Annotated in this window: 22 protein-coding genes and 1 pseudogene; 13 read left to right on the top strand and 10 right to left on the bottom strand. The window is 71.4% G+C overall.

Annotated features, from left to right (window positions below; translation table 11 throughout):
• The first annotated feature begins 85 nt into the window (after positions 1 to 85).
• Together Sco07f_RS32360 and Sco07f_RS32355 are read left to right on the top strand one after the other, a co-directional pair.
• On the top strand, positions 86 to 346 hold the full coding sequence (locus Sco07f_RS32360; protein WP_007387454.1) for a ribbon-helix-helix protein, CopG family: 261 nt from the start codon (positions 86 to 88) through the stop codon (positions 344 to 346).
• Entirely contained in the window at positions 343 to 729 is a 387-nt protein-coding gene (locus Sco07f_RS32355; protein ID WP_108989926.1) for a PIN domain-containing protein, read from the top strand. The genes Sco07f_RS32360 and Sco07f_RS32355 overlap by 4 nt, the downstream gene beginning before the upstream one ends.
• Before the next feature lie 48 nt (positions 730 to 777).
• Here the strand turns inward: Sco07f_RS32355 and Sco07f_RS32350 are convergent, their stop codons facing one another.
• Positions 778 to 2,124, bottom strand: coding sequence for a site-specific integrase (locus tag Sco07f_RS32350; RefSeq protein ID WP_108989925.1), 1,347 nt, complete (start codon positions 2,122 to 2,124; stop codon positions 778 to 780).
• Positions 2,125 to 2,300: 176 nt separating this feature from the next.
• Here Sco07f_RS32350 and Sco07f_RS32345 point away from each other — a divergent pair, with 176 nt between their 5' ends.
• A complete protein-coding gene (locus tag Sco07f_RS32345) occupies positions 2,301 to 2,750 on the top strand; it encodes a hypothetical protein (RefSeq protein WP_244942180.1) in 450 nt (149 codons plus the stop codon).
• Positions 2,751 to 2,805: 55 nt separating this feature from the next.
• Here Sco07f_RS32345 and Sco07f_RS32340 read toward each other — a convergent pair whose 3' ends face one another.
• Positions 2,806 to 3,267: an anthrone oxygenase family protein gene (locus Sco07f_RS32340; RefSeq protein WP_007387472.1), complete on the bottom strand. Its 462-nt coding sequence runs from the start codon at positions 3,265 to 3,267 to the stop codon at positions 2,806 to 2,808.
• Between the two features lie 91 nt (positions 3,268 to 3,358).
• Between Sco07f_RS32340 and Sco07f_RS32335 the strand changes: the two genes are divergently transcribed.
• On the top strand, positions 3,359 to 3,937 hold the full coding sequence (locus tag Sco07f_RS32335) for a TetR/AcrR family transcriptional regulator (protein ID WP_108989923.1): 579 nt from the start codon (positions 3,359 to 3,361) through the stop codon (positions 3,935 to 3,937).
• 59 nt (positions 3,938 to 3,996) lie between these two features.
• On the opposite strand, the gene Sco07f_RS32330 is transcribed toward Sco07f_RS32335, so the two are convergent.
• Together Sco07f_RS32330 and Sco07f_RS32325 are read right to left on the bottom strand one after the other, a co-directional pair.
• Complete coding sequence (locus Sco07f_RS32330; RefSeq protein ID WP_087793158.1) at positions 3,997 to 4,845, bottom strand: NmrA family NAD(P)-binding protein; 849 nt, start codon at positions 4,843 to 4,845, stop codon at positions 3,997 to 3,999.
• Positions 4,842 to 5,267: a nuclear transport factor 2 family protein gene (locus Sco07f_RS32325; RefSeq protein ID WP_054102612.1), complete on the bottom strand. Its 426-nt coding sequence runs from the start codon at positions 5,265 to 5,267 to the stop codon at positions 4,842 to 4,844. Before Sco07f_RS32325 ends, Sco07f_RS32330 begins: the two co-directional genes overlap by 4 nt.
• Positions 5,268 to 5,353: 86 nt before the next feature.
• Between Sco07f_RS32325 and Sco07f_RS32320 the strand changes: the two genes are divergently transcribed.
• The 3 genes from Sco07f_RS32320 (at position 5,354) to Sco07f_RS32310 (ending at position 6,730) form a co-directional block, all read left to right on the top strand.
• Positions 5,354 to 5,968 carry a TetR/AcrR family transcriptional regulator gene (locus Sco07f_RS32320; RefSeq protein ID WP_108989922.1) on the top strand — a complete coding sequence of 205 codons (615 nt, stop codon included), beginning with the start codon at positions 5,354 to 5,356 and terminating at the stop codon, positions 5,966 to 5,968.
• A gap of 136 nt (positions 5,969 to 6,104) precedes the next feature.
• Positions 6,105 to 6,359, top strand: coding sequence for a hypothetical protein (locus tag Sco07f_RS32315; RefSeq protein ID WP_007387448.1), 255 nt, complete (start codon positions 6,105 to 6,107; stop codon positions 6,357 to 6,359).
• Positions 6,356 to 6,730 carry a PIN domain-containing protein gene (locus Sco07f_RS32310; protein WP_167468293.1) on the top strand — a complete coding sequence of 125 codons (375 nt, stop codon included), beginning with the start codon at positions 6,356 to 6,358 and terminating at the stop codon, positions 6,728 to 6,730. Before Sco07f_RS32315 ends, Sco07f_RS32310 begins: the two co-directional genes overlap by 4 nt.
• A gap of 31 nt (positions 6,731 to 6,761) precedes the next feature.
• Here Sco07f_RS32310 and Sco07f_RS32305 read toward each other — a convergent pair whose 3' ends face one another.
• Positions 6,762 to 7,655, bottom strand: a complete 894-nt coding sequence (locus Sco07f_RS32305; protein ID WP_108989921.1) for a GNAT family N-acetyltransferase — start codon at positions 7,653 to 7,655, stop codon at positions 6,762 to 6,764.
• 329 nt (positions 7,656 to 7,984) lie between these two features.
• Between Sco07f_RS32305 and Sco07f_RS32300 the strand changes: the two genes are divergently transcribed.
• On the top strand, positions 7,985 to 8,488 hold the full coding sequence (locus tag Sco07f_RS32300; RefSeq protein WP_054102608.1) for a DUF6232 family protein: 504 nt from the start codon (positions 7,985 to 7,987) through the stop codon (positions 8,486 to 8,488).
• Positions 8,485 to 8,835: a hypothetical protein gene (locus Sco07f_RS32295; RefSeq protein WP_054102607.1), complete on the top strand. Its 351-nt coding sequence runs from the start codon at positions 8,485 to 8,487 to the stop codon at positions 8,833 to 8,835. Before Sco07f_RS32300 ends, Sco07f_RS32295 begins: the two co-directional genes overlap by 4 nt.
• A gap of 44 nt (positions 8,836 to 8,879) precedes the next feature.
• Here the strand turns inward: Sco07f_RS32295 and Sco07f_RS32290 are convergent, their stop codons facing one another.
• Both Sco07f_RS32290 and Sco07f_RS32285 read right to left on the bottom strand, forming a co-directional pair.
• Entirely contained in the window at positions 8,880 to 9,761 is an 882-nt protein-coding gene (locus Sco07f_RS32290; protein ID WP_167468292.1) for an alpha/beta fold hydrolase, read from the bottom strand.
• 103 nt (positions 9,762 to 9,864) lie between these two features.
• Positions 9,865 to 10,443, bottom strand: a complete 579-nt coding sequence (locus Sco07f_RS32285) for a TetR/AcrR family transcriptional regulator (RefSeq protein WP_108989920.1) — start codon at positions 10,441 to 10,443, stop codon at positions 9,865 to 9,867.
• A 200-nt stretch (positions 10,444 to 10,643) separates the two neighbouring features.
• Between Sco07f_RS32285 and Sco07f_RS32280 the strand changes: the two genes are divergently transcribed.
• Both Sco07f_RS32280 and Sco07f_RS32270 read left to right on the top strand, forming a co-directional pair.
• Entirely contained in the window at positions 10,644 to 11,672 is a 1,029-nt protein-coding gene (locus Sco07f_RS32280; protein ID WP_108989919.1) for an RNA polymerase subunit sigma-70, read from the top strand.
• A 551-nt stretch (positions 11,673 to 12,223) separates the two neighbouring features.
• Positions 12,224 to 12,325 (top strand): annotated as a pseudogene (locus tag Sco07f_RS32270) (Tn3 family transposase); the annotation flags it as partial.
• A gap of 119 nt (positions 12,326 to 12,444) precedes the next feature.
• Here the strand turns inward: Sco07f_RS32270 and Sco07f_RS32265 are convergent.
• Positions 12,445 to 13,920, bottom strand: coding sequence for a serine/threonine-protein kinase (locus Sco07f_RS32265; RefSeq protein WP_159107001.1), 1,476 nt, complete (start codon positions 13,918 to 13,920; stop codon positions 12,445 to 12,447).
• Positions 13,921 to 14,173: 253 nt separating this feature from the next.
• Between Sco07f_RS32265 and Sco07f_RS32260 the strand changes: the two genes are divergently transcribed.
• Entirely contained in the window at positions 14,174 to 15,223 is a 1,050-nt protein-coding gene (locus tag Sco07f_RS32260; RefSeq protein ID WP_244942179.1) for a protein kinase family protein, read from the top strand.
• Positions 15,224 to 15,245: 22 nt separating this feature from the next.
• On the opposite strand, the gene Sco07f_RS32255 is transcribed toward Sco07f_RS32260, so the two are convergent.
• Together Sco07f_RS32255 and Sco07f_RS32250 are read right to left on the bottom strand one after the other, a co-directional pair.
• Positions 15,246 to 16,094, bottom strand: a complete 849-nt coding sequence (locus Sco07f_RS32255) for a hypothetical protein (RefSeq protein ID WP_108989916.1) — start codon at positions 16,092 to 16,094, stop codon at positions 15,246 to 15,248.
• 205 nt (positions 16,095 to 16,299) lie between these two features.
• A complete protein-coding gene (locus tag Sco07f_RS32250) occupies positions 16,300 to 16,701 on the bottom strand; it encodes an EthD domain-containing protein (protein WP_244942178.1) in 402 nt (133 codons plus the stop codon).
• Between the two features lie 66 nt (positions 16,702 to 16,767).
• Here Sco07f_RS32250 and Sco07f_RS32245 point away from each other — a divergent pair, with 66 nt between their 5' ends.
• Positions 16,768 to 17,142: a MerR family transcriptional regulator gene (locus tag Sco07f_RS32245; protein WP_108989915.1), complete on the top strand. Its 375-nt coding sequence runs from the start codon at positions 16,768 to 16,770 to the stop codon at positions 17,140 to 17,142.
• Positions 17,143 to 17,260 lie beyond the last annotated feature (118 nt).

Here is a 17,260-nt window from a genome sequence, read left to right as displayed (position 1 = left end):
CCGGCCGCCGGAACGACATCCCCCGCGTTCCGGCGGCCCGGGCCGCATCGGTATTCGCGACAGAATACTTCTGTACACTCTCCGTGTGGACACGACGATCAAGATCGATGCGGAGACCCGCGACAAACTGGCGGCCCTGGCCGAGGCCAGGAACATGTCGATGCGGGCGTTGATCGAGGAGTTCGCCGCGACCGCGCTCACTCCCGCGCAGCTGCGTGAGCGGGCCGAGCGCACGGACGCGTTCCTGGCCGCGGAGTTCGGACACCGGGTCGGCGAGGGCGAAGCCGACGCCCTGCGCGACCGGATGCGCCAGGCCCAGAACGCGAGCCGTGGCACGGCGGCATGATCCTCGAGCACTACGTCCTGGACAGCCCCACGCTCCTCGCCCTGGGCGGCAACAAGCAGGTCTCCGGGCTCATCCACATCGCCGCGGGAGATCCCACGGTGCGTTTGTGGGTCCCCGTCGTCTGCGTGCTGGAGGCCGAGCGGGAACGGTCCGGGATCGTCGACTACCTGGGCATCCTCGACGTCCTGCACGTCCTGGACGCCGACTACGCAACGGCGCACACGGTCGCCGAACTGCACCGACGCAACGTCCCCTTCGGCGTGGGAGCCGCCGTGCACGCCGCCCGCCCCACCCTGGACCGCCCCGACGGCGCACTCGTCGCCACGGTGACCCCCACCGACTACGACGGTCTCGGCGCCCCGGTTCTGGACCTCAACCGGTAGGCGGCCGGGCTCTCCACAGCGCCGGAGAGTGGTCGTGCGACAGCGATCTCAGCGGACGGTCTCCTCCCGCTGAGATCGCCCCCAGAGGGGAACGGCGTCGAGCGGGTCGTGCTTGCTGGTGTCGATGGTGCCGTCGGGGCGGTTGTAGACGTCGTCGGCGAGGGTGGAGGCCGCCGACCAGTCGCCGGCCGTGTTGCGCTCGGCGAGCGGGACGAGGGCCTCGGTCATGTCGGTGTTCGGTCCCGCGCGCAGGCTGTGGGAGGTGACCTTGAGGCCGTTGACGAGGGCGACACCGGCGGCGGCCGCGCGCGCCTTGACCATCTCGTTGACCGCCCGTCCGGTGAGGAAGAGCCCTCGCACGGTGGCATTCTGACGGCGTTTCAGATTTCCGGTCGTGGTGAGGGCCCGGAACAGCGGCTTGGCCGGCAGGTACGCGGGTTCCCCGTCCACCGGGTTCTGATCCTGCGCGACGGGCTCGCGCAGCTCCCGCAGATCGGCGAGCCAGGCCCGTACCCGGGCGACGGTCCGCAGATCGGCGCGGTCGCGGACGAACCGCCAACGGCCCCTGCCCGTGCGCCGCGTCTTGCTCATCGCGGTCCACACCCACACCCCGTCGGCGTCCACGCGGACGTGCTTGACCAGCAGGTTCGCGACCTCGACGGAGCGGTAGAGCATCCCGTACTGAAGGACGAGCACGGCCGCGTCGCGGCGCCCGATCCGGGTGGTCTCGTCGATCCCGGCGAGCACCCGGACCAGGTACTTCAGGGTGAGTCCGGCCGACCGCTCCGTCTCCCCTCCGGCCGGGATGAACTCCTCCAGCCGGTAGTCCTCGATCATCTCGCGCACGAGGGACGCGTCCGGCCGTTCGCCCTTCGGGTACCAGGAGACGATCCGGGAGCAGTAGGCGAGCAGACTGTCCGGGCTGTACCTGCCGCCGCCGTCCGGCTTGCCCCTCTCCATGAGGTGGCCGAAGTAGGCGGCGACGTTCGCCGTGGTGGTCGTGGGCCGGGCGACCCGTCCTTCTTCCCGGCACCACTGCTCGAACCTCGTACGCGTGGAGTCGCGGTTGACCCGGGTGTTGCGCGCGCCGCGCTCGGCGATCCGCTTCTTCACCCGGTCGGGGACGGTGAAGTCCGTTGCGGTGAAGGCGGGTTGGCCGTCGGAGCGCGGCGGCAGCTCGCCCTCGGCGAGGACCGTGTGGCGGGTGACGTGATAGGGGGCCGGGGCCGGGGGAGTGGCCGGGGCGGCGTCGTCGACCGGGACGGCGGGCAGGAGCCGTTCGTCCTCGCCGACGATCTCGGCGTCGTGAATCTCGGCGTCACGGATCTCGCCGTCCGTCGCGGTCGCTTCCGCAGCCGTTCCTTCCGCCGCTTCCGACGTCGCCACTGCCGACACGCGCGCCCTCCGTCCAGCCCGACTGGCTGACTGCCTTTCACTACCTCGTATTCTACGGGGAATAGGAGGTAAGGGTCACCTAACACGCCCACGGTCGCCGGACAAGGCCGAAGCCGAGGACGACCGAGGCGGTACGCGCTACCGTGGGCCGCTCCACGTCTGACCGACCTCTATCCATGTCTGATGCAACGGAAGCCCTCTTGAAGATCACCGTCACCGTCGAGGAACCGACCGACGCGTTCCGGACCGAGCTGCTGGAACTGCTCGCCCGGCACGCGGCCGCCGTCGAGGTCGACACCGACTGGACGCCCGTACGGGCCGAGCGCTACTACCGCGCGCTCCCGCCCCGCGCCGCCCGCATCGTCCGCGAGGCCGTGCGGCGCGGCGGCTACGTGCCGGCCGACGCCCTCCGCGAGGACGGCAAGGGCCTGCGCGGACACTCCGGCCCCCTGACGACCACGCTCCTCAAAGGCGTGACGGAGGGCTGGCTGCCCCAGGGCATCGAGCAGCCCTTGATCTACCACGGCCCCGGCTACGGCCCGGTCGTCGGCTACCAACTCCGCGACGACGTTAGGGACTTGTTCGTTTTCGCCGTTGCCAAGGCCCAGCCCTCCGAGAACCCCTGACCACGACCCGCGCGCTCCAAGCCGGCTCGGCCACCGAGGCCGGAAGCCCGCGCGTTCACGCGGATCCGCCTCGGACGAGGGCGGTGACCAGGAGCGTGAAGGCGGCGACGATGACGGCGACGCGGACGTAGTGGTAGCGGTCCCAGCGGTTCATCTGCTCCTTCCAGTCCGCGGGCCGGTTCTCGGGGGTCCACGTCTTGCCCCGGTTGTTGATCGGGACGAGCAGCAGGATCGACATGATCACGCTGACCATCAGCAGCGCCGCGGCGACGACGACGAGCCGGGCGCCGGGGTGGCCCCATTCCGCGACGGCCCAGACCGCGCCGAGGGCGAGCGAGCCGATGTACCAGAACGGCATCAGGGCGCCGAGCATCCGGCCCCCGTGGGCGCGGGCGAGCTGGCCACTGTCCTCGGGAAGGGCGCTGAAGATCCGGTTCATGACGAAGGCGACCGAGAACTCCACCCCCACCATCAGGCCGACGGTCACGGTGGTGAACACCTCGAGTGCGGTGAGCATGACGACCCCTCCGGGAAGCTAGCGTCGCTAGATGACGAGTCAACGCTAGTACTGCTGCCGCTCGCTTGTCTAGCGATGCTAGGGTCGAGTCATGTCGGTACAGGAACGCAAGCAGCGCGAACGGGCGGAGCGCGAGCGCCTCATCGTGGCGACCGCCCGTGAACTCGCCGAGCAGCAGGGCTGGGACGCGGTCACCACCCGCCGGCTCGCCGAGCGCATCGAGTACAGCCAGCCCGTCCTCTACAGCCACTTCCGCGGCAAGCGGGAGATCATCGGCGCCGTCGCCCTGGAGGGCGCCGCCGAGATGGCCGCGGCGGTGCGTGCCGCGACCTCCGCCGCGGACGGCCCCCGCGGGCGGGTCGTCGCGCTCGCCCGTATCTACCTCGACTTCGCCGCACGCAACCCGGCGGTCTACGACGCCCTGTTCCAGCTCGACGGCGGCCTGCCGTACGCGCGGGAGGACACCCCGGAGCCGCTCAAGGACGCCTTCGCCGCGCTCCTCGAGAGCCTGGGCGAGGTCGCCGGGGACGGTGTTCACCCGGCGCTGTTCACCGAGGTGTTCTGGGCGTCCCTGCACGGCCTCGCGACCCTGACCCGGGCGGGACGGCTGCTGCCGGAGGACGCCGCGCGGAGGGTGGAACTGCTGGTGGACCGGCTCGCCGTGGTCTGACACGCCGCCCCGGCGGGCCCGCGGCCGGCCGGGGGCGGGCGGCGAGGTCCTGAAGGGCCTCAGCCGCCGCGTCGCATCTCCTCCTCGAGGAGGGCCCGGAAGGCGCGCGGGGGCCGGCCGGTGAGGCGTTGGACGGTGTCGGTGACGCGGTCCTCCGCCCCTGAGGCGATGGCACGGTCCAGGTCGGCCAGCATGGCGGCGAACTCCACCGGCACCTGCGTCGCGAGGCGGTCGCGTATCCGCTCGTGGGGCAGCCGGCGATGGATCACGGCCCGGCCGGTGACCTCGGTGATCATCGCGGCGATGTCGTCGTGGCTCAGTGCCTCGGGTCCGGTGAGGACGAGATCGGTGTTGGGGGCCTGCCCGTCGGTCAGGGCGCGGACGGCGACGGCCGCGATGTCCTCGGCATCGACGAAACCGACGCGTCCGCCTTCGGCGGCGGTCCGGATGACGCCCTCCTCGCGGATGCTCCGGGCATGGGCGTGCGTGCCGGTGAAGTTCTGCATGAACCACGAGGGCCGCAGTACCGCCCACTGTTCGAACAGACCGGGCAGGGCCTGGTGCACCGCTCCCACCGCCGGGCCTCCCTCGGGGATGGCCGAGGAGCTCAGCAGCACCGCGCGGTGCACGCCGGCCGTGCGGGCCTGCCGGAGGAACGGCAGCATGGCCGCCGCGGGGTCGGAGTCGCCCACGGGCGGTACGAGGTAGACGCGGTCGACGCCGTCGAGGGCGGCCGCGTGGGTGGCGGGGACGTGCCAGTCGAAGGGGACCGGCTCGGCGCCGGCGACCGGGGTGGCCCGGCGGCCGGCGGCTCTGACACGGTGGCCCGCGGCCGTCAGCCGTGCGGCGGTGCGGCTTCCGGTGGTGCCGGTGGCGCCGATGACCAGCGTGGTGCCGGTGGTGGTCATCGGCTGCTCCCGGTGAAGTCGGCGCCGGGCTGCTGGACGGCGAGGGGGTTCCAGTAGTCGCGGTAGGAGGTGATGTGTCCGTCCCGAACGGTCACGACGGCGATGTAGGTCATGTCGTAGGGGGCGTCGCTCTCCACCAGGCGGCCGACGCCGCGCATCTCGGCCACGATGGTCTGCGGATCGGTGGTCCGGTGGATCCGCAGGTCGGGGAAGTCGTGCAGGTCGATGTGGTCGGGGTAGTGGCGCATGTAGGCGGCGACGGCCTCCCTGCCCTCCAGGCGCCTGGGCCAGCCCTCGGGGGCGAAGGGGAACTCCATGAGGCCGTCCTCGGCCCACAGGGCGACCCACGCGGAGATGTCCTTGTCGAGCAGCAGCCGCAGGCTGTGGCGGTACAGATCCGCCGGGGAAGTCGGTGCGGACATGGGTATCCTCCAGTCAAAGAATCCGGACCCAGGGTCCGTTTCGACGATACGGACCGCCGGTCCGTTTTACAAACGGAAGGAGCGGCGTGCCCGAACGCCAGTCGTCCCGCAAGGACGCCATCCGCAACCGGAAGGCCGTGCTCGCGGCCGCCGACGCCCTCTTCACCCGCCGGGAGAGCCCCGAGGACGTCACCATGGCCGACGTCGCGGCCGCGGCCGGCGTCGGCAAGGGCACGCTCTTCCGGGCCTTCGGCGATCGCGCCGGGCTGCTCCGCGCGCTGTACGAGTCACGGCTCGAACCGGTCGGGCAGGCCATCGAGACCGGCCCGCCGCCCCTGGGGCCCGCGACCCCGCCGCGGGAGCGCGTACCCGCCCTGCTCGACGCCGTCCTGTGCTTCAAGCTCGACAACCGGCGCCTGGCGCTGGCCCTGGAGGAGGACGGGAGCGGCAGCCCGTACCGGGCGGAGCACTACGAGCGGTGGCACGGCCTGCTCCGCGCCGTACTGGAGCAGATCCCCGGCCTGACCGACAGCGGCTTCACCGCCCACGCCCTGCTGGCGGCCACACGAGCCGACCTCGTCGAACACCTGGTTCGGGAAGAGCACCTGGCGCGGGAAAGCATGCGGCAGCAGCTGGCGCACTTCGTCACCAAAGTCCTGGCCTCCGGCCCGCCCCCGCAAGGCCCGGCCGACGAGGAGTGACCAATGAGGAGTGACCGAGGAGCAGTGACCGAGGAGCAGTGACCGAGGACTGGGCGAATCCCCGACCGGCGTGGCCGCGCCGCCCATGTCGGACCGGGCACTCCCGTTCCGTTCTACCGGCGGTAGAATCGACGCCATGAGCAAGCCGACGAGCATCAAGACCAGCGAGGACGTGCGCGACCGGCTGCGGGTCCTCGCCGAGGAGCGGGGTACGACCATCACCGAGCTGCTGGAAGAGCTCGCCTCCCGCGAGCTCACCCGGGCGGAACGGGACGAGCGCGCCGCCGAGGCGGCCCGTGAGCTGGGAGTGGAGTACAGCGACCAGGTCCAGCAGGCCGGCCGGGCCGCCTGGGCGAGGATCCGCGCCCACCAGGGCGGCGCCGCCGCGTGAACCTGACGGCCGTCCTGGACCACACCGCCCTGGCCGCCCTGTACCGGGCGGATCCCTTCTTCACCGGCCTCTACATCGAGGCCTCACGCGGCACGGGCCGCGTCATCGTCCCGTCCCTGGCCGTCGTGGCCGCCGAGCGGCGCGTCGCCGGGGCCGGCACCCACGCGGCCTCCCTGCGGTACGCGGAGAGCGCCCCGTTCACCGCCGCGCACGCCACCGACGCGATGAGCTGGCCCGACGTCGACTGGCCCGTCGCCCACACGGCGGCGATCGCCTGGAACGCCGTCAAGGCGGGCGACCCCCTCACCGTCCTGTCCCTCGAGCCCGACCTGTACACGGGCACCGGGATCACCCCGCTGAACCCCACCTGAGCGCAGCGGCCACGCTCTCCGGCGACGACCCTCACCCGGCGCCCTCCGCAGCACCGTAGGAGAACCTGTACCCGGCGAAGTCGTCGACGTGGACGTACCCCAGGCGCCGGTAGAGGGCGTTGCTGGTGGGGTTGTCCGGGTCGGTGAACAGGACCACGTCCGTCGCCCCCGCGGCCTGCGCGGCCCTGCTCGCCTCGAACGTCACGGCTCCCGCGTACCCGCGCCCCCGATGGCGGGCCGGGGTGTAGACGGGGTCCACCCGGACCATGCCGCCGACGACCGTGGTCGAGGCGGCCATCGACACGGGGGTGCCGTCCGGGGTCTCCCAGAACGTGAAGTGCCGGTCGCCGAAGCGCGAGTCCTCGAAGGAACCGGCGTCGATCAGGCCGAGGGAGTGCCGCTCCCCGACGTCGACGCAGAACTCACGGCACCAGCGGACGACTTGCTCGCGGTCCTCTCCGGTGGTGAGGCGGCCCCGGCCCCCGGGGCGCGGCCGCGGCGGGGTGAGCGTGCCGAGGCGATAGAGATGCGTCCGCCAGAACGGCACCGACGGCACCCCCGTGTGCCGCTGCCACGACGTCGCGAACGCGCCGGCGGTGGCGTGGTCCGCGATGACGTGGGCGGGGGCGTGCCCGAGGGAGGCCAGGCGGGCGGCGAGGGTCCCGGTCTCCTTGGCGGACAGGGGTGTCAGGCCCAGGCGCCCCGGGGGAGTGAGGTAGAAGACGGCGCGGACCCCGCCCTCCGACTCCAGCAGGCCGAAGACGGCGGTGCCGGCGTGCCGACCGGCCGCCCCGCTGCTCGTCCGCAGCTTCTCGAGGTCCGTCAGCGGCGTGTTGTGCAGGGCGGCGCGCGAGCGGAGGAAGTCCCCGGCCCGGGCGAGGAAGTCGTCGACGTCGTGGGTGAGGTGCCAGTCGTCCGGAAGCATCCTTCATGATCCCGGACGGGTCGAGGCCCGGGGGCCGCTTCCGGTGCAGGAGCAGGAGCAGGAGCGGGTGCAGGGCGAAGGTTTGGCCGTATCTCGTCTGCCGTCCCAGATCCCGCACAGGCTTAATGATGCTCCTGCGCCACGTGCACTGCGCGCGCCCCGCAGGTGGTTGTGACGACAGCACGTTGTGGCGACAGCACGGGGGGACCATGGACCACACAGGCGGCAATGGCGTACCACCTCCCGGGCCTCCGCCGCCGCTTCCGCCGCCCCGGCCCCCGTCTCAGCCGCCGCAGCAGCCTCCTCCTCAGACACCGCAGATACCGCCGATGCCGCTGCCTCCCCGCAGGGGAAAGCCGCTGGAACTCCGGGTCCAGCGGCAGATCCTGTGGGTGGGTTCGGCGGCGGTTCCGGTGCGCAACGTCAGCTGGGTCGAAGTGTTCAGGCTGAAACCCGCCTGGGGCAAGGCCGGCGTCTACTTCCTGCTGCTGGCGCTCATCGTCTTCCTGGTCTCCGCCAGGGGCGACCCCACGGACGGGGACGGCACCGCGATCCCGGGCATCTGGGCGGTGCTCGCCCTGGCCGTTGTCTGCGCCGTGCTGTTCCGGTCGAGGAAGCCGGTCCTCGTCGTCGAGCTGAACAGCGGTTCCAGGGTGGTCCTGACCCTGCCGACCATGGATGAACTGCGGGCGATCGCCGGGCAGATCGTGTACGCGATGGACCACCCCGAATTCGAGTTCTCCGCGGTCCTCGAGCAGTACAACACCACGAACAACTTCGGTTCCGTCGTCAACATGAACGGCGGCAGGGGAAACACGGGGATCAAGCTGTGAGCGACACATCGAACTACTACGGAGACGTCGTCAATGTGAACGGCGGCGAGAAGGTCATCGGCATCAACCACGGCACCGTCCTCCACAACGACGGCACCGCTCAGGACGCCGAACTCCAGGCCGCCGTCACGGACCTCACCCGCCTCCTCGAGGACCTGCGCCCGGAGCTCTCCCCGGACCAGGCCCGGACGGTGGCGGACGCGCTGCCCGAGCTCACCCCCGACCGGGCCGCCCTGCGTGAGCGCGGCATGGTCCTCGCCTCCGTCTCACAGATCGCGGCGACCGTGGGCGAGGTGGGCAGGCCCGTCATGGAGGCGCTGGGACGGCTGCTCGCACTGCTGGGCTGACGGACCTGCCCCGGCCGTCCGCCGGCCCCGGCGGCCGGGTGCGGTTACCGGTGCGTGGCCAGGAACGGCAGGAGGACGTCGGCCATCTCGTCGGGCACTTCCTCCGCGAGGTCGTGGCCGGCGTCGAAGACGTGCCCGGTGACGTCGTGAGCCATGAGCCGCATCTGGGCCTCGTTGCGGTCGCCGATGAACGCGGATCCGCCCAGCGCCAGGACCGGGATGTCCAGCTTCTTCTCTGCGGTCCGCCGGTTCTGTTCGGCGTCGACGAGCATGGCCCGGTAGACGGAGAGCATCGCGCGGATGCCACCGGGCATGGAGTAGCAGCGCACGTATTCGTCGACCGCGTCGGGGGTGGCGCTGTCGGGCCGGCCGCGCTCGTACTTGATCATGTAGGTGATCAGCTCGCGCTCGTGTCCGGCGATCAGCATCTCGGGTACGTCGGGCTGGAAGTAGAAGCCCAGATGCCACAGGTGCATGCCGCTGGAGACGTTCTCGGGGGTGAGGGCCGTGTGGTCCTCGAAGCCGAATCCGGGGAACAGCGCCTCGGCGAACACGAGAGCGGTGACGCGGTCGCGGTGGCGGGCGGCGAGCTGGTAGCCGATCACCGCTCCCCAGTCCTCGCCCGCCACGGCGTACGTCCGGTGTCCGAGGTGGTTCATCAGCTCGGCGATGTCGTCGCTCATGGTCGCGGAGTCGTAGCCGTCCGACGGCCGGGCGGAGTCGCCCAGACCGCGGAGGTCCGGCACGACGACGGTGTAGTGGGGCGTCAGTTCGGGAACGAGGTGGCGCCAGTGGTAGCCGGTCTTGGGTACGCCGTGCAGGAGCACCACCGCGGGGCCGGACCCGGCTGTGCGGTAGTGCAGGCTCGTTCCGTTCACGGCGGCCCGGCCCGTGCGGACGGGCGTTCCTTCGTGGTCGAACATCATGTTCGTCAACCTTCTCGGTGTGCGTCGCGATGCGGGTGGCAGTGGGGTGTCAGGGCGGGGTGATTTTCTGGATCGTCTGTTACAGATTCCGGGCATGAAAAAGTCAGTCGAGGGCGGCCAGCGCGACCTCCACGAGGGGCTCGAGGGTGCGGACGTCCGGCGTGATCTTCGCGGAGACCAGCAGTCCGTTGAGGAAGGTGACGAGGAAAGCGGCGAGGGCGTACGGGTCGTGCCGCTCCGCGATCTCGCCCCGCTCCGCCGCGACCCGCAGCACTTCGGCGAGCGCCTCCCGGCCGGCGTCCTGCATGTCGCGCACGGTGCGCCGGGTCGCCGCGTCCTCCGGCAGGCGCTCGCAGGCGGCGTTGACCACCAGGCAGCCCCGGCCGTCGTCCGCCACGGCGATCCGGACCCGCTCGACCAGCATCGCGCGGATCGCCGACCGGGCGTCCGCACCCTCCTCCAGACTGCGCAGGGCGGCCGCCGCGAGGGTGGTGCGGTAGTGCTCCAGTGCCGCCCGGTACAGGCCGTCCTTGTCGCCGAACGCGGCATACAGGGACCCCTGTCCGATCCCCAGGTGTCCGGTCAGGTCGCGCACCGAGGTGGCCTCGTAGCCGCGCGTCCAGAACAGCTCCATCGCGCGGCTCACCGCCGCTTCCGTGTCGAACTCCCGGGTCCTCGCCATGGCCTCACCGTAACGTATCTGGATCGAACGCTCAAGAAAAGGGATCTGTGGCCGCCCGGCCGTTCGCCGGCCTGGACGGCGGGGCATGCCGGCCGCTCAGCGGTGCCGACCGACCCTGGTGATGAGTTCTCGCGACCGCAGCCGTCACATGTATGACCGGACAGGGTGAGACGGAAGACGGAAGACGGAAGGATGACGCGATGAGCGCGGGCACCATGCTGGAGGAGCCGGGTATGAGCGGGCCGGGTACGAGCGGGCCGGATGCGCGCGGTCTGGGCGGGACCGACGAGTCGGGGTTCTCGGGGCTGGCCGAGCGGCACCGGCGGGAGCTGCACGTGCACTGCTACCGGATGCTCGGGTCGTTCGAGGACGCCGAGGACACCGTGCAGGAGACGTTCCTGCGTGCCTGGCGGCGGCGGGAGACCTTCCAGGGGCGGTCGACGTTCCGGGCCTGGCTGTACCGGATCGCCACCAACGCCTGCCTGGACCTGCTCGCCAAGCGCCGCCCCGAGCCCGCGACCGGCGGCGAGGCGCGGTGGCTGCAGCCGTACCCGGACCGGCTGCTCGACGAACTGCCCGCGGGCGGCGCGGACGAGCCGGAGGCCCTCGCCGTCGCGCGGGAGACGATCGAGCTGGCGTACCTGGTCGCGGTCCAGCACCTCGCGCCGCGCCCGCGGGCCGTACTGATCCTGCGGGACGTGCTCGGCTGGCCGGCGAAGGACGTCGCGGAACTCCTCGGCGACTCCGTCAACTCCGTGAACAGCGCGTTGCAACGCGCCCGGGCCGGGATGCGCGAACACCTGCCCGCGGAGCGGCAGGACTGGACCGGCGGAGAGGAGGACGCCACCATGCGCGAGCTGGTGCACCGCTACACCGAGGCCAGCGTGGCCACGGACGTCAAGGCGCTCGCCTCGATGCTGCGGGACGACGTCCGCTTCTCGATGCCGCCCACGCCCGGCCTGTACGTCGGCCGCGACGCGGTGGTGGACTTCCTGGTCGAGAGCGGCTTCGAGGGCATGACCGGCCTGCGCGCCGTTCCCACCTCGGTGAACCGGCAGCCCGCCCTGGCCTTCTACCTCTGGCAGCGGTCCGAGGGCGCGTACCTGCCGCTGACGATCGACGTCCTGCGCGTTACCGGCGGGGCGATCACCGAGATCACCACCTTCCACGCCGACCGGTTCCCGCGGCTCGGACTGCCGGAGCGCCTGCCGGCCGATGGCACCGAGTAACCCGGTGCCGGCGCTCGCGCTGCGCGCCGGCGCACGCATCGCCGTGATCGCGGAAGACGGGAGAACGGCACCTCACGGCCCTCACTGTCCTCGCTCATCTCCGGTGCGGTGGTGACGCCGGAGAACGGGTTGCCGAGGAAGACGTTGATCACGGCTCCCAGGCCGATCCCGGCGGTTCCGAGCACGGCAGCGCACCCGGCCACCACCGCGCTGCCTGCCAGCGCCGTCAGGGCGTAGGCCCCGGCCTCCGCCCACCAGGTGCCGCCGAGGACGCCGAGCCAGCTGTCCGTGATCGCGGCGCCGACGAGGCCGATGCCGGATGCCGCACCGGCGAGGGCGACGACGGCACGCGAACCGCGCAGTCCCAGCAGGGTGACGCCGGCGCCGGCGATCACACCGGCCAGGGCCAGCGGCAGCTCGCTGGACCCGAACGCCGAGCCGCGCGGGTCCTCCTCCGGCGCCGCGACCACGTCATCGACGACGGGCTTCGCACCGGAGGGGGGACCTGGCCGTGCAGCTCGGCATCGAGGACCCGTCGGTGGTCAAGCGGTACCTACCGCCGGCAGATGAACCGGCAGCTCACCGTGCAGGAGTCCCGCCACAAGCTGGCCCGGGAGGTGTGCCATGGCAAGCGCGGCACCATCCACCAGGCGTAGCGCGACGGCATGGAGGACCAGCTCGGCGCGTTCGGCCTGGTCCTCAACGCCATCGTGCCCGCTGCGCGACCCTGACCCACCCGAGCTGGCGAGGACGACGACGAGGGAGAGCCGGACTAGCCGTCGTGGTTCTGCGGCCCGGCGGAGAGCGCGGCCCTGCGGGCGGCTGAGTCGAGCCAGGGCCCGATGGAGCCGTCGTTGGTGAGGTCGGCGCGGTAGGCCACCGCCACCCTCAGGTAGCGGTTTTCTCTCCAGCTGTACCGCCGTCGGTGGCTGCGGTGGACCTCGTCGGGACTGGGGGTGAGGCCGCCCCCGTCGCGGGCGCTCCAGAGGGTGAGGCGCCAGACCCCGCCCCCGTCGCCCAGGTACCCGTGCGCGTCCCGGGCCATCGCCCAGTCGGGGAACGCGAAGACCTGGACGCAGACGTAGACAGGGTTCCCGGGCGTGGCGTGGGGACCGGGCTGCTCCACGTAGACGCCGACGACCAATCCGGAACAGTCACGGCGCGCGAGTTCCCCGACCAGGTCGCTGGGGCCCGCTTCACGGGAGAGGCGGGTGTCCGCGGCGATCCGGGCGAACTCGATGTTCATGTCGTTGGTGAACCGCCGCGGCAACAGGGCGTCCGCAGTGAACGGTGTCTCGTCGGTGGAGGCGCGGTTCCAGGAGTCGGGAGAGGGCGACCGGGGCGCGCGCTGCGTGTCGTCCATCAGACGGGTACGCGGGGTCGGGGGCATCGTCGCGGTGGGAGCTTCCGCTGCCGCGCACGAGGCCAGGAGCGCCTGAAGCCGCTGTTGGACCTGCTGTGCCGACTGGGGGCGCCGGTCGGGGTCGCGCTCCAGTAGTTCGGCGACGAGCGCGGTGAGCTCCGGCGGCAGGCCGGGGCGGAACGCGTCGAGGGGCGGGGCCTCCTCGTCGAGCTTGCGCCGCACGACCGCGAGGCTGTTGTGCCCGGTGAAGGGCGGCCGGCCGGCGAGCATCGCAAAGAGCGTCCCACCGAGTGCGTACAGGTCGGAGCGTTCGTCGCCGCGTTCCGTGAGGAACTGCTCCGGTGCGCCGAACTCCGGCGTTCCGGCCGGGGTCAGCTGGGTGGAGCGCGCCACGGTGAACGCGGCCTGGACGAACCCGGCGATCCCGAAGTCGATGACCTTCACCAGTCCGTCGCCGGTGAGGATGACGTTGTGAGGCTTGATGTCGTAGTGGATGACCTGGGCCCGGTGGGCGGCTTCCAGCGCGGCGCAGATGCCGCTGGCGATGGCCACGGCACGCGTCAGGGGTAAGGGATTCTCAGCCTGGAGACGCGCTGTGAGTGTCTGGCCGTCGACCTTCTCCATGACCAGGAACAACACGTCGTCGTGGATGCCCCGGTCGTACAGGGCGGCGACGTTGGGGTGGATGATCTGGGCGGCGGCGACCGCCTCGCGCTCGAACCGCCGGGGCAGGTCGGCCTGGGCGATCCCGTCGGGATCCAGCAGCTTGAGTGCGACCTCACGGTGGAGCACGCGGTCCCGCGCGGTCCACACCTCGCCCATGCCGCCTCGGCCCAGACGGTCAATCAGCTCGTAACGGTCCGCGAACAACTTCCCCCGCTCCACGGGGTCAGCATACGAGACGCCTCCACACCTGCGAAGACGGCGGGTGCGGCGAAGCTGGAGGAGGTCGAGAACCAGGGGTGACCGAGAGCCCGCTCCCACGAGTACGCGGGAGCGGGCGCCGTCTGTCCGCTCGTTACACGAGCTCACCAGTGTCAGGGGCTGGCATGCTGACGGGCCAGGGCCAGGGCCAGGGCCAGGGCCAGGGATCATGGCCGTTCGGCACCCGGGGAGAGACACAATGAGACACCCAGACATGTCGCGTGCTGCGCGCCTGAAAGCCCACGCGGCCGTCTCCGCCTCCCTCGCCTCGTACAGCGACCACGCCCTGCACGAGCTCCTGGGCAGGGCCGCACCGGTCGGTTCCGGTATCGGCGGCACGTCGGTCCTGGTGGACGTCGCCGGCACGCCGGTCTTCGTGAAGCGGGTGCCTCTCACCGACCTGGAGCGTCGCCCCGAACACGTCCGGTCCACGGCGAACCTGTTCGATCTGCCGCTCTTCTGCCACTACGGCGTCGGTGCCCTCGGTGGGCCGGGCTTCGGAGCCTGGCGCGAACTGGCGGCGCACATCATGACGACGGACTGGGTGCTCGCGGCGGAACACGAGGGCTTCCCGCTGATGTACCACTGGCGTGTGCTGCCGGACTCGACGCCGCTGCCCGCAGAACTGGCCGACGTCGAACGGGCCGTCGCCTACTGGGGCGGCGCGCCGCAGGTGCGCGGGCGGATCCACGCCCTTCGGCGGGCCTCGGCGAGCGTCGCGCTCTTCCTGGAGTACATCCCGCAGAACCTGCACCAGTGGCTCGGCGCCCGGGTCGAGGCAGGAGGCGAGAGCACCGACCGGGCGTCCGTCATGGTGGAGTCGGCGCTGGAGGACGGCACCGCGTTCATGAACGGCCGCGGGCTGCTGCACTTCGACGCCCACTTCGAGAACATCCTGACCGATGGCCGGCGCCTCTACTTCGCGGACTTCGGCCTCGCCGTGTCGTCCGGCTTCGACCTGTCACCGGAGGAGACCGACTTCTTCGGCCGGCATCGGAGCTACGACCGCTCGTACACCGCCATGTACCTGGTCAACTGGCTCGTCACCGCTCTGCACGGCTGTCCGGTGCAGGACCGGGAGGGCCGTTACGCCCTGGTGCGGGCCTACGCCGATGGCCGGCGCCCCGCACGTCCCGCACACCCCGCGGGCCTGCCGGAAGCGACGGCGGAGGTCATCGCCCGCAACGCTCCCGTCGCTGCTGTGATGTCCGACTTCGTCAACCGGTTCCGGGGGAGCAGCAGGCGGACTCCGTACCCGTGTTGAGCGGGTCGGGAGGGGGGCGGGGTCAGGGGCGGGGCAGGAGTGCGTAGGGGCGCAGGGGTACGCCGACGACCTGGAGGACGAGGGTGCGGTGTGCGGCGTGGAGGGTGCGTACGGCGGCGCGGGTCAGGCCGGGTTTGGGGGGTTGGACGCCGGCGCGTTCGCGGCCGGGTTTGGTGGGGATCCACAGGTAGCCGGGGTCGCTGCCTTCGAGGGCCGCGGTGATGCGGGCGCGGGCGTCGAGCCAGCGGCGCAGGATGTCGGCGGTGTGTTTGTCGAGGGGGTGGTCGGTGCCGGCGACGGTCACGACGGGGACGGGGCGGCGCTCCAGGTCGACGTCGGTGACGTCGAGTCTGTGGAGTTGGGGTACGGAGTGGCCGGTGGCGGCGACGAGGGCGGCGACTGCGGCGGTGCGGAGGGCGGTGGCGGCGTTGGCTCCGGTGGGGCGCCGTACGGCGAGGGTGTGCAGCAGTGTGTGGGCCTGGTGGGGTTCGAGGCGGTCGCCGTGGCCGGGGGCCGGGCAGGGGCGCTGGAGGCCGGGCAGGCCGAGGTGGCCGACGAAGGTGTTGTACGTCTGGATGCGGGCGCGCTGGGAGTCGTGGGCGGCGGGGGCGTCGGGTCCGGCGAGGGTGTTGCGGCGGCGGGTCTCGCCGGCGTCGGCGGCGTCGAGCCAGGAGTCCGCGCGCTCGGGCCGCACCAGTTCTTCGGCGGTGAGGGAGGTGGTCTCCTCCTCGCCGAGGACGTGTTCCAGGTACTCGACGAGGAGGGTGCCGCGCAGGCGCACGGTCGGGCCGGCGTATCCGGCGTCCTGCTGGGCCTGGACGAAGGTGCCGATGGCGGTGCGGGCGTCGGCGGTGCGCGGCGGGGTCGGCATGTCCGACAGCGTACGGAAGCCGGCGGGAACAGTCTTCCTGACATTCGAAATAACAGCAAGAAGCGAACACGCCGCCTCACCTGTCCGACTGCGGGTCCCGTCCCGGTCCGTGTCGGACCAAAACGGTCCGTGCAGGCCCGGTACGGTCCTTGTACGACCCCCGTGCGACCCGGGAACCGGGGCCTGCGGCCCCGGGCGGGTCCCTCTAGCTTCTTGCTGTTATTGCCGATACCGCCTCTCGGCGGTGGTGTCCGTCTGCCGGGTCGGTCCGTCGGACGACCTCCTTCTCCTCGGTGACCATCACGGCCACCGAGTCCATGTCGATGAAGCGTGCTTCGTCGGGGTTGACCAGCGTCCGGTAGTTCTCGGAGGTGAAGAAGGCATCGTGGTCCTCCCAGTCCTCGAACCAGATCTCCGTCAGGCCGTCGTAGGCCCGGGGCGGGTAGTTCTCGGCGGGGACCGGGTGGGAGACGGTGTACCTGCGCACGTAGCTTCCCGCCTCCGGGATGGAGGTGAACAGCGGCGCGTGCCGGTCCCGGTGGTACTCGACGAAACGCTCGTACGACATTCCCTCGACGCGGTTGATCATGAAGATGAGCTTCAGCATGGAGTTAACCTAAAAGCTCACATCAATGTGAGGGGCAAGTCGTCAAGAGCATGGGGGGAGTTCGGCATGCGGATCGGTGACCTGTCCGCCCGGACGGGAGCCAGCCGTCGGTCGCTGCGCTACTACGAGGAGCAGGGACTGCTCGTCAGCTCCCGTTCGCCCAGCGGACAGCGCCACTACGAGGACGAGCACGTCCGGCGGGTGCGCCTCGTGCAGGCGTTTCTGGCGGCGGGCATGTCCAGCGGCACCATCGCCGAGATGGTGCCCTGCATGGCCGAGCCGAACGAGGGCCGGGCGCGGCAGGCTCTGGAGATCATGGACCGCGAGCGGGCCCGGCTGTCCCAGGCCATCGACGGCCTCGCCGCCGCCAGGGACGCGCTGGACGGCCTCATCGAGGACAACCGGGCGTACCTGGAACGGTCGGCGGAGGACGATGCGTGACCCGGAGACCTTCGAATCGGCGTGCGGGCTGAACCGGCCGGTCCACACCGATCCACCTTGGAGAACAACCAGAAGTTGTGAGTGACCGGCACGTCAGTTGTTTGACCTGCTGTTGTCC

The organism is Streptomyces coelicoflavus (assembly GCF_003112555.1).
GTDB classification, from domain to species: domain Bacteria; phylum Actinomycetota; class Actinomycetes; order Streptomycetales; family Streptomycetaceae; genus Streptomyces; species Streptomyces coelicoflavus.
The sequence above is the reverse complement of the archived record's forward strand: the minus strand, read 5'-3'. Positions and strand labels throughout refer to the sequence as shown.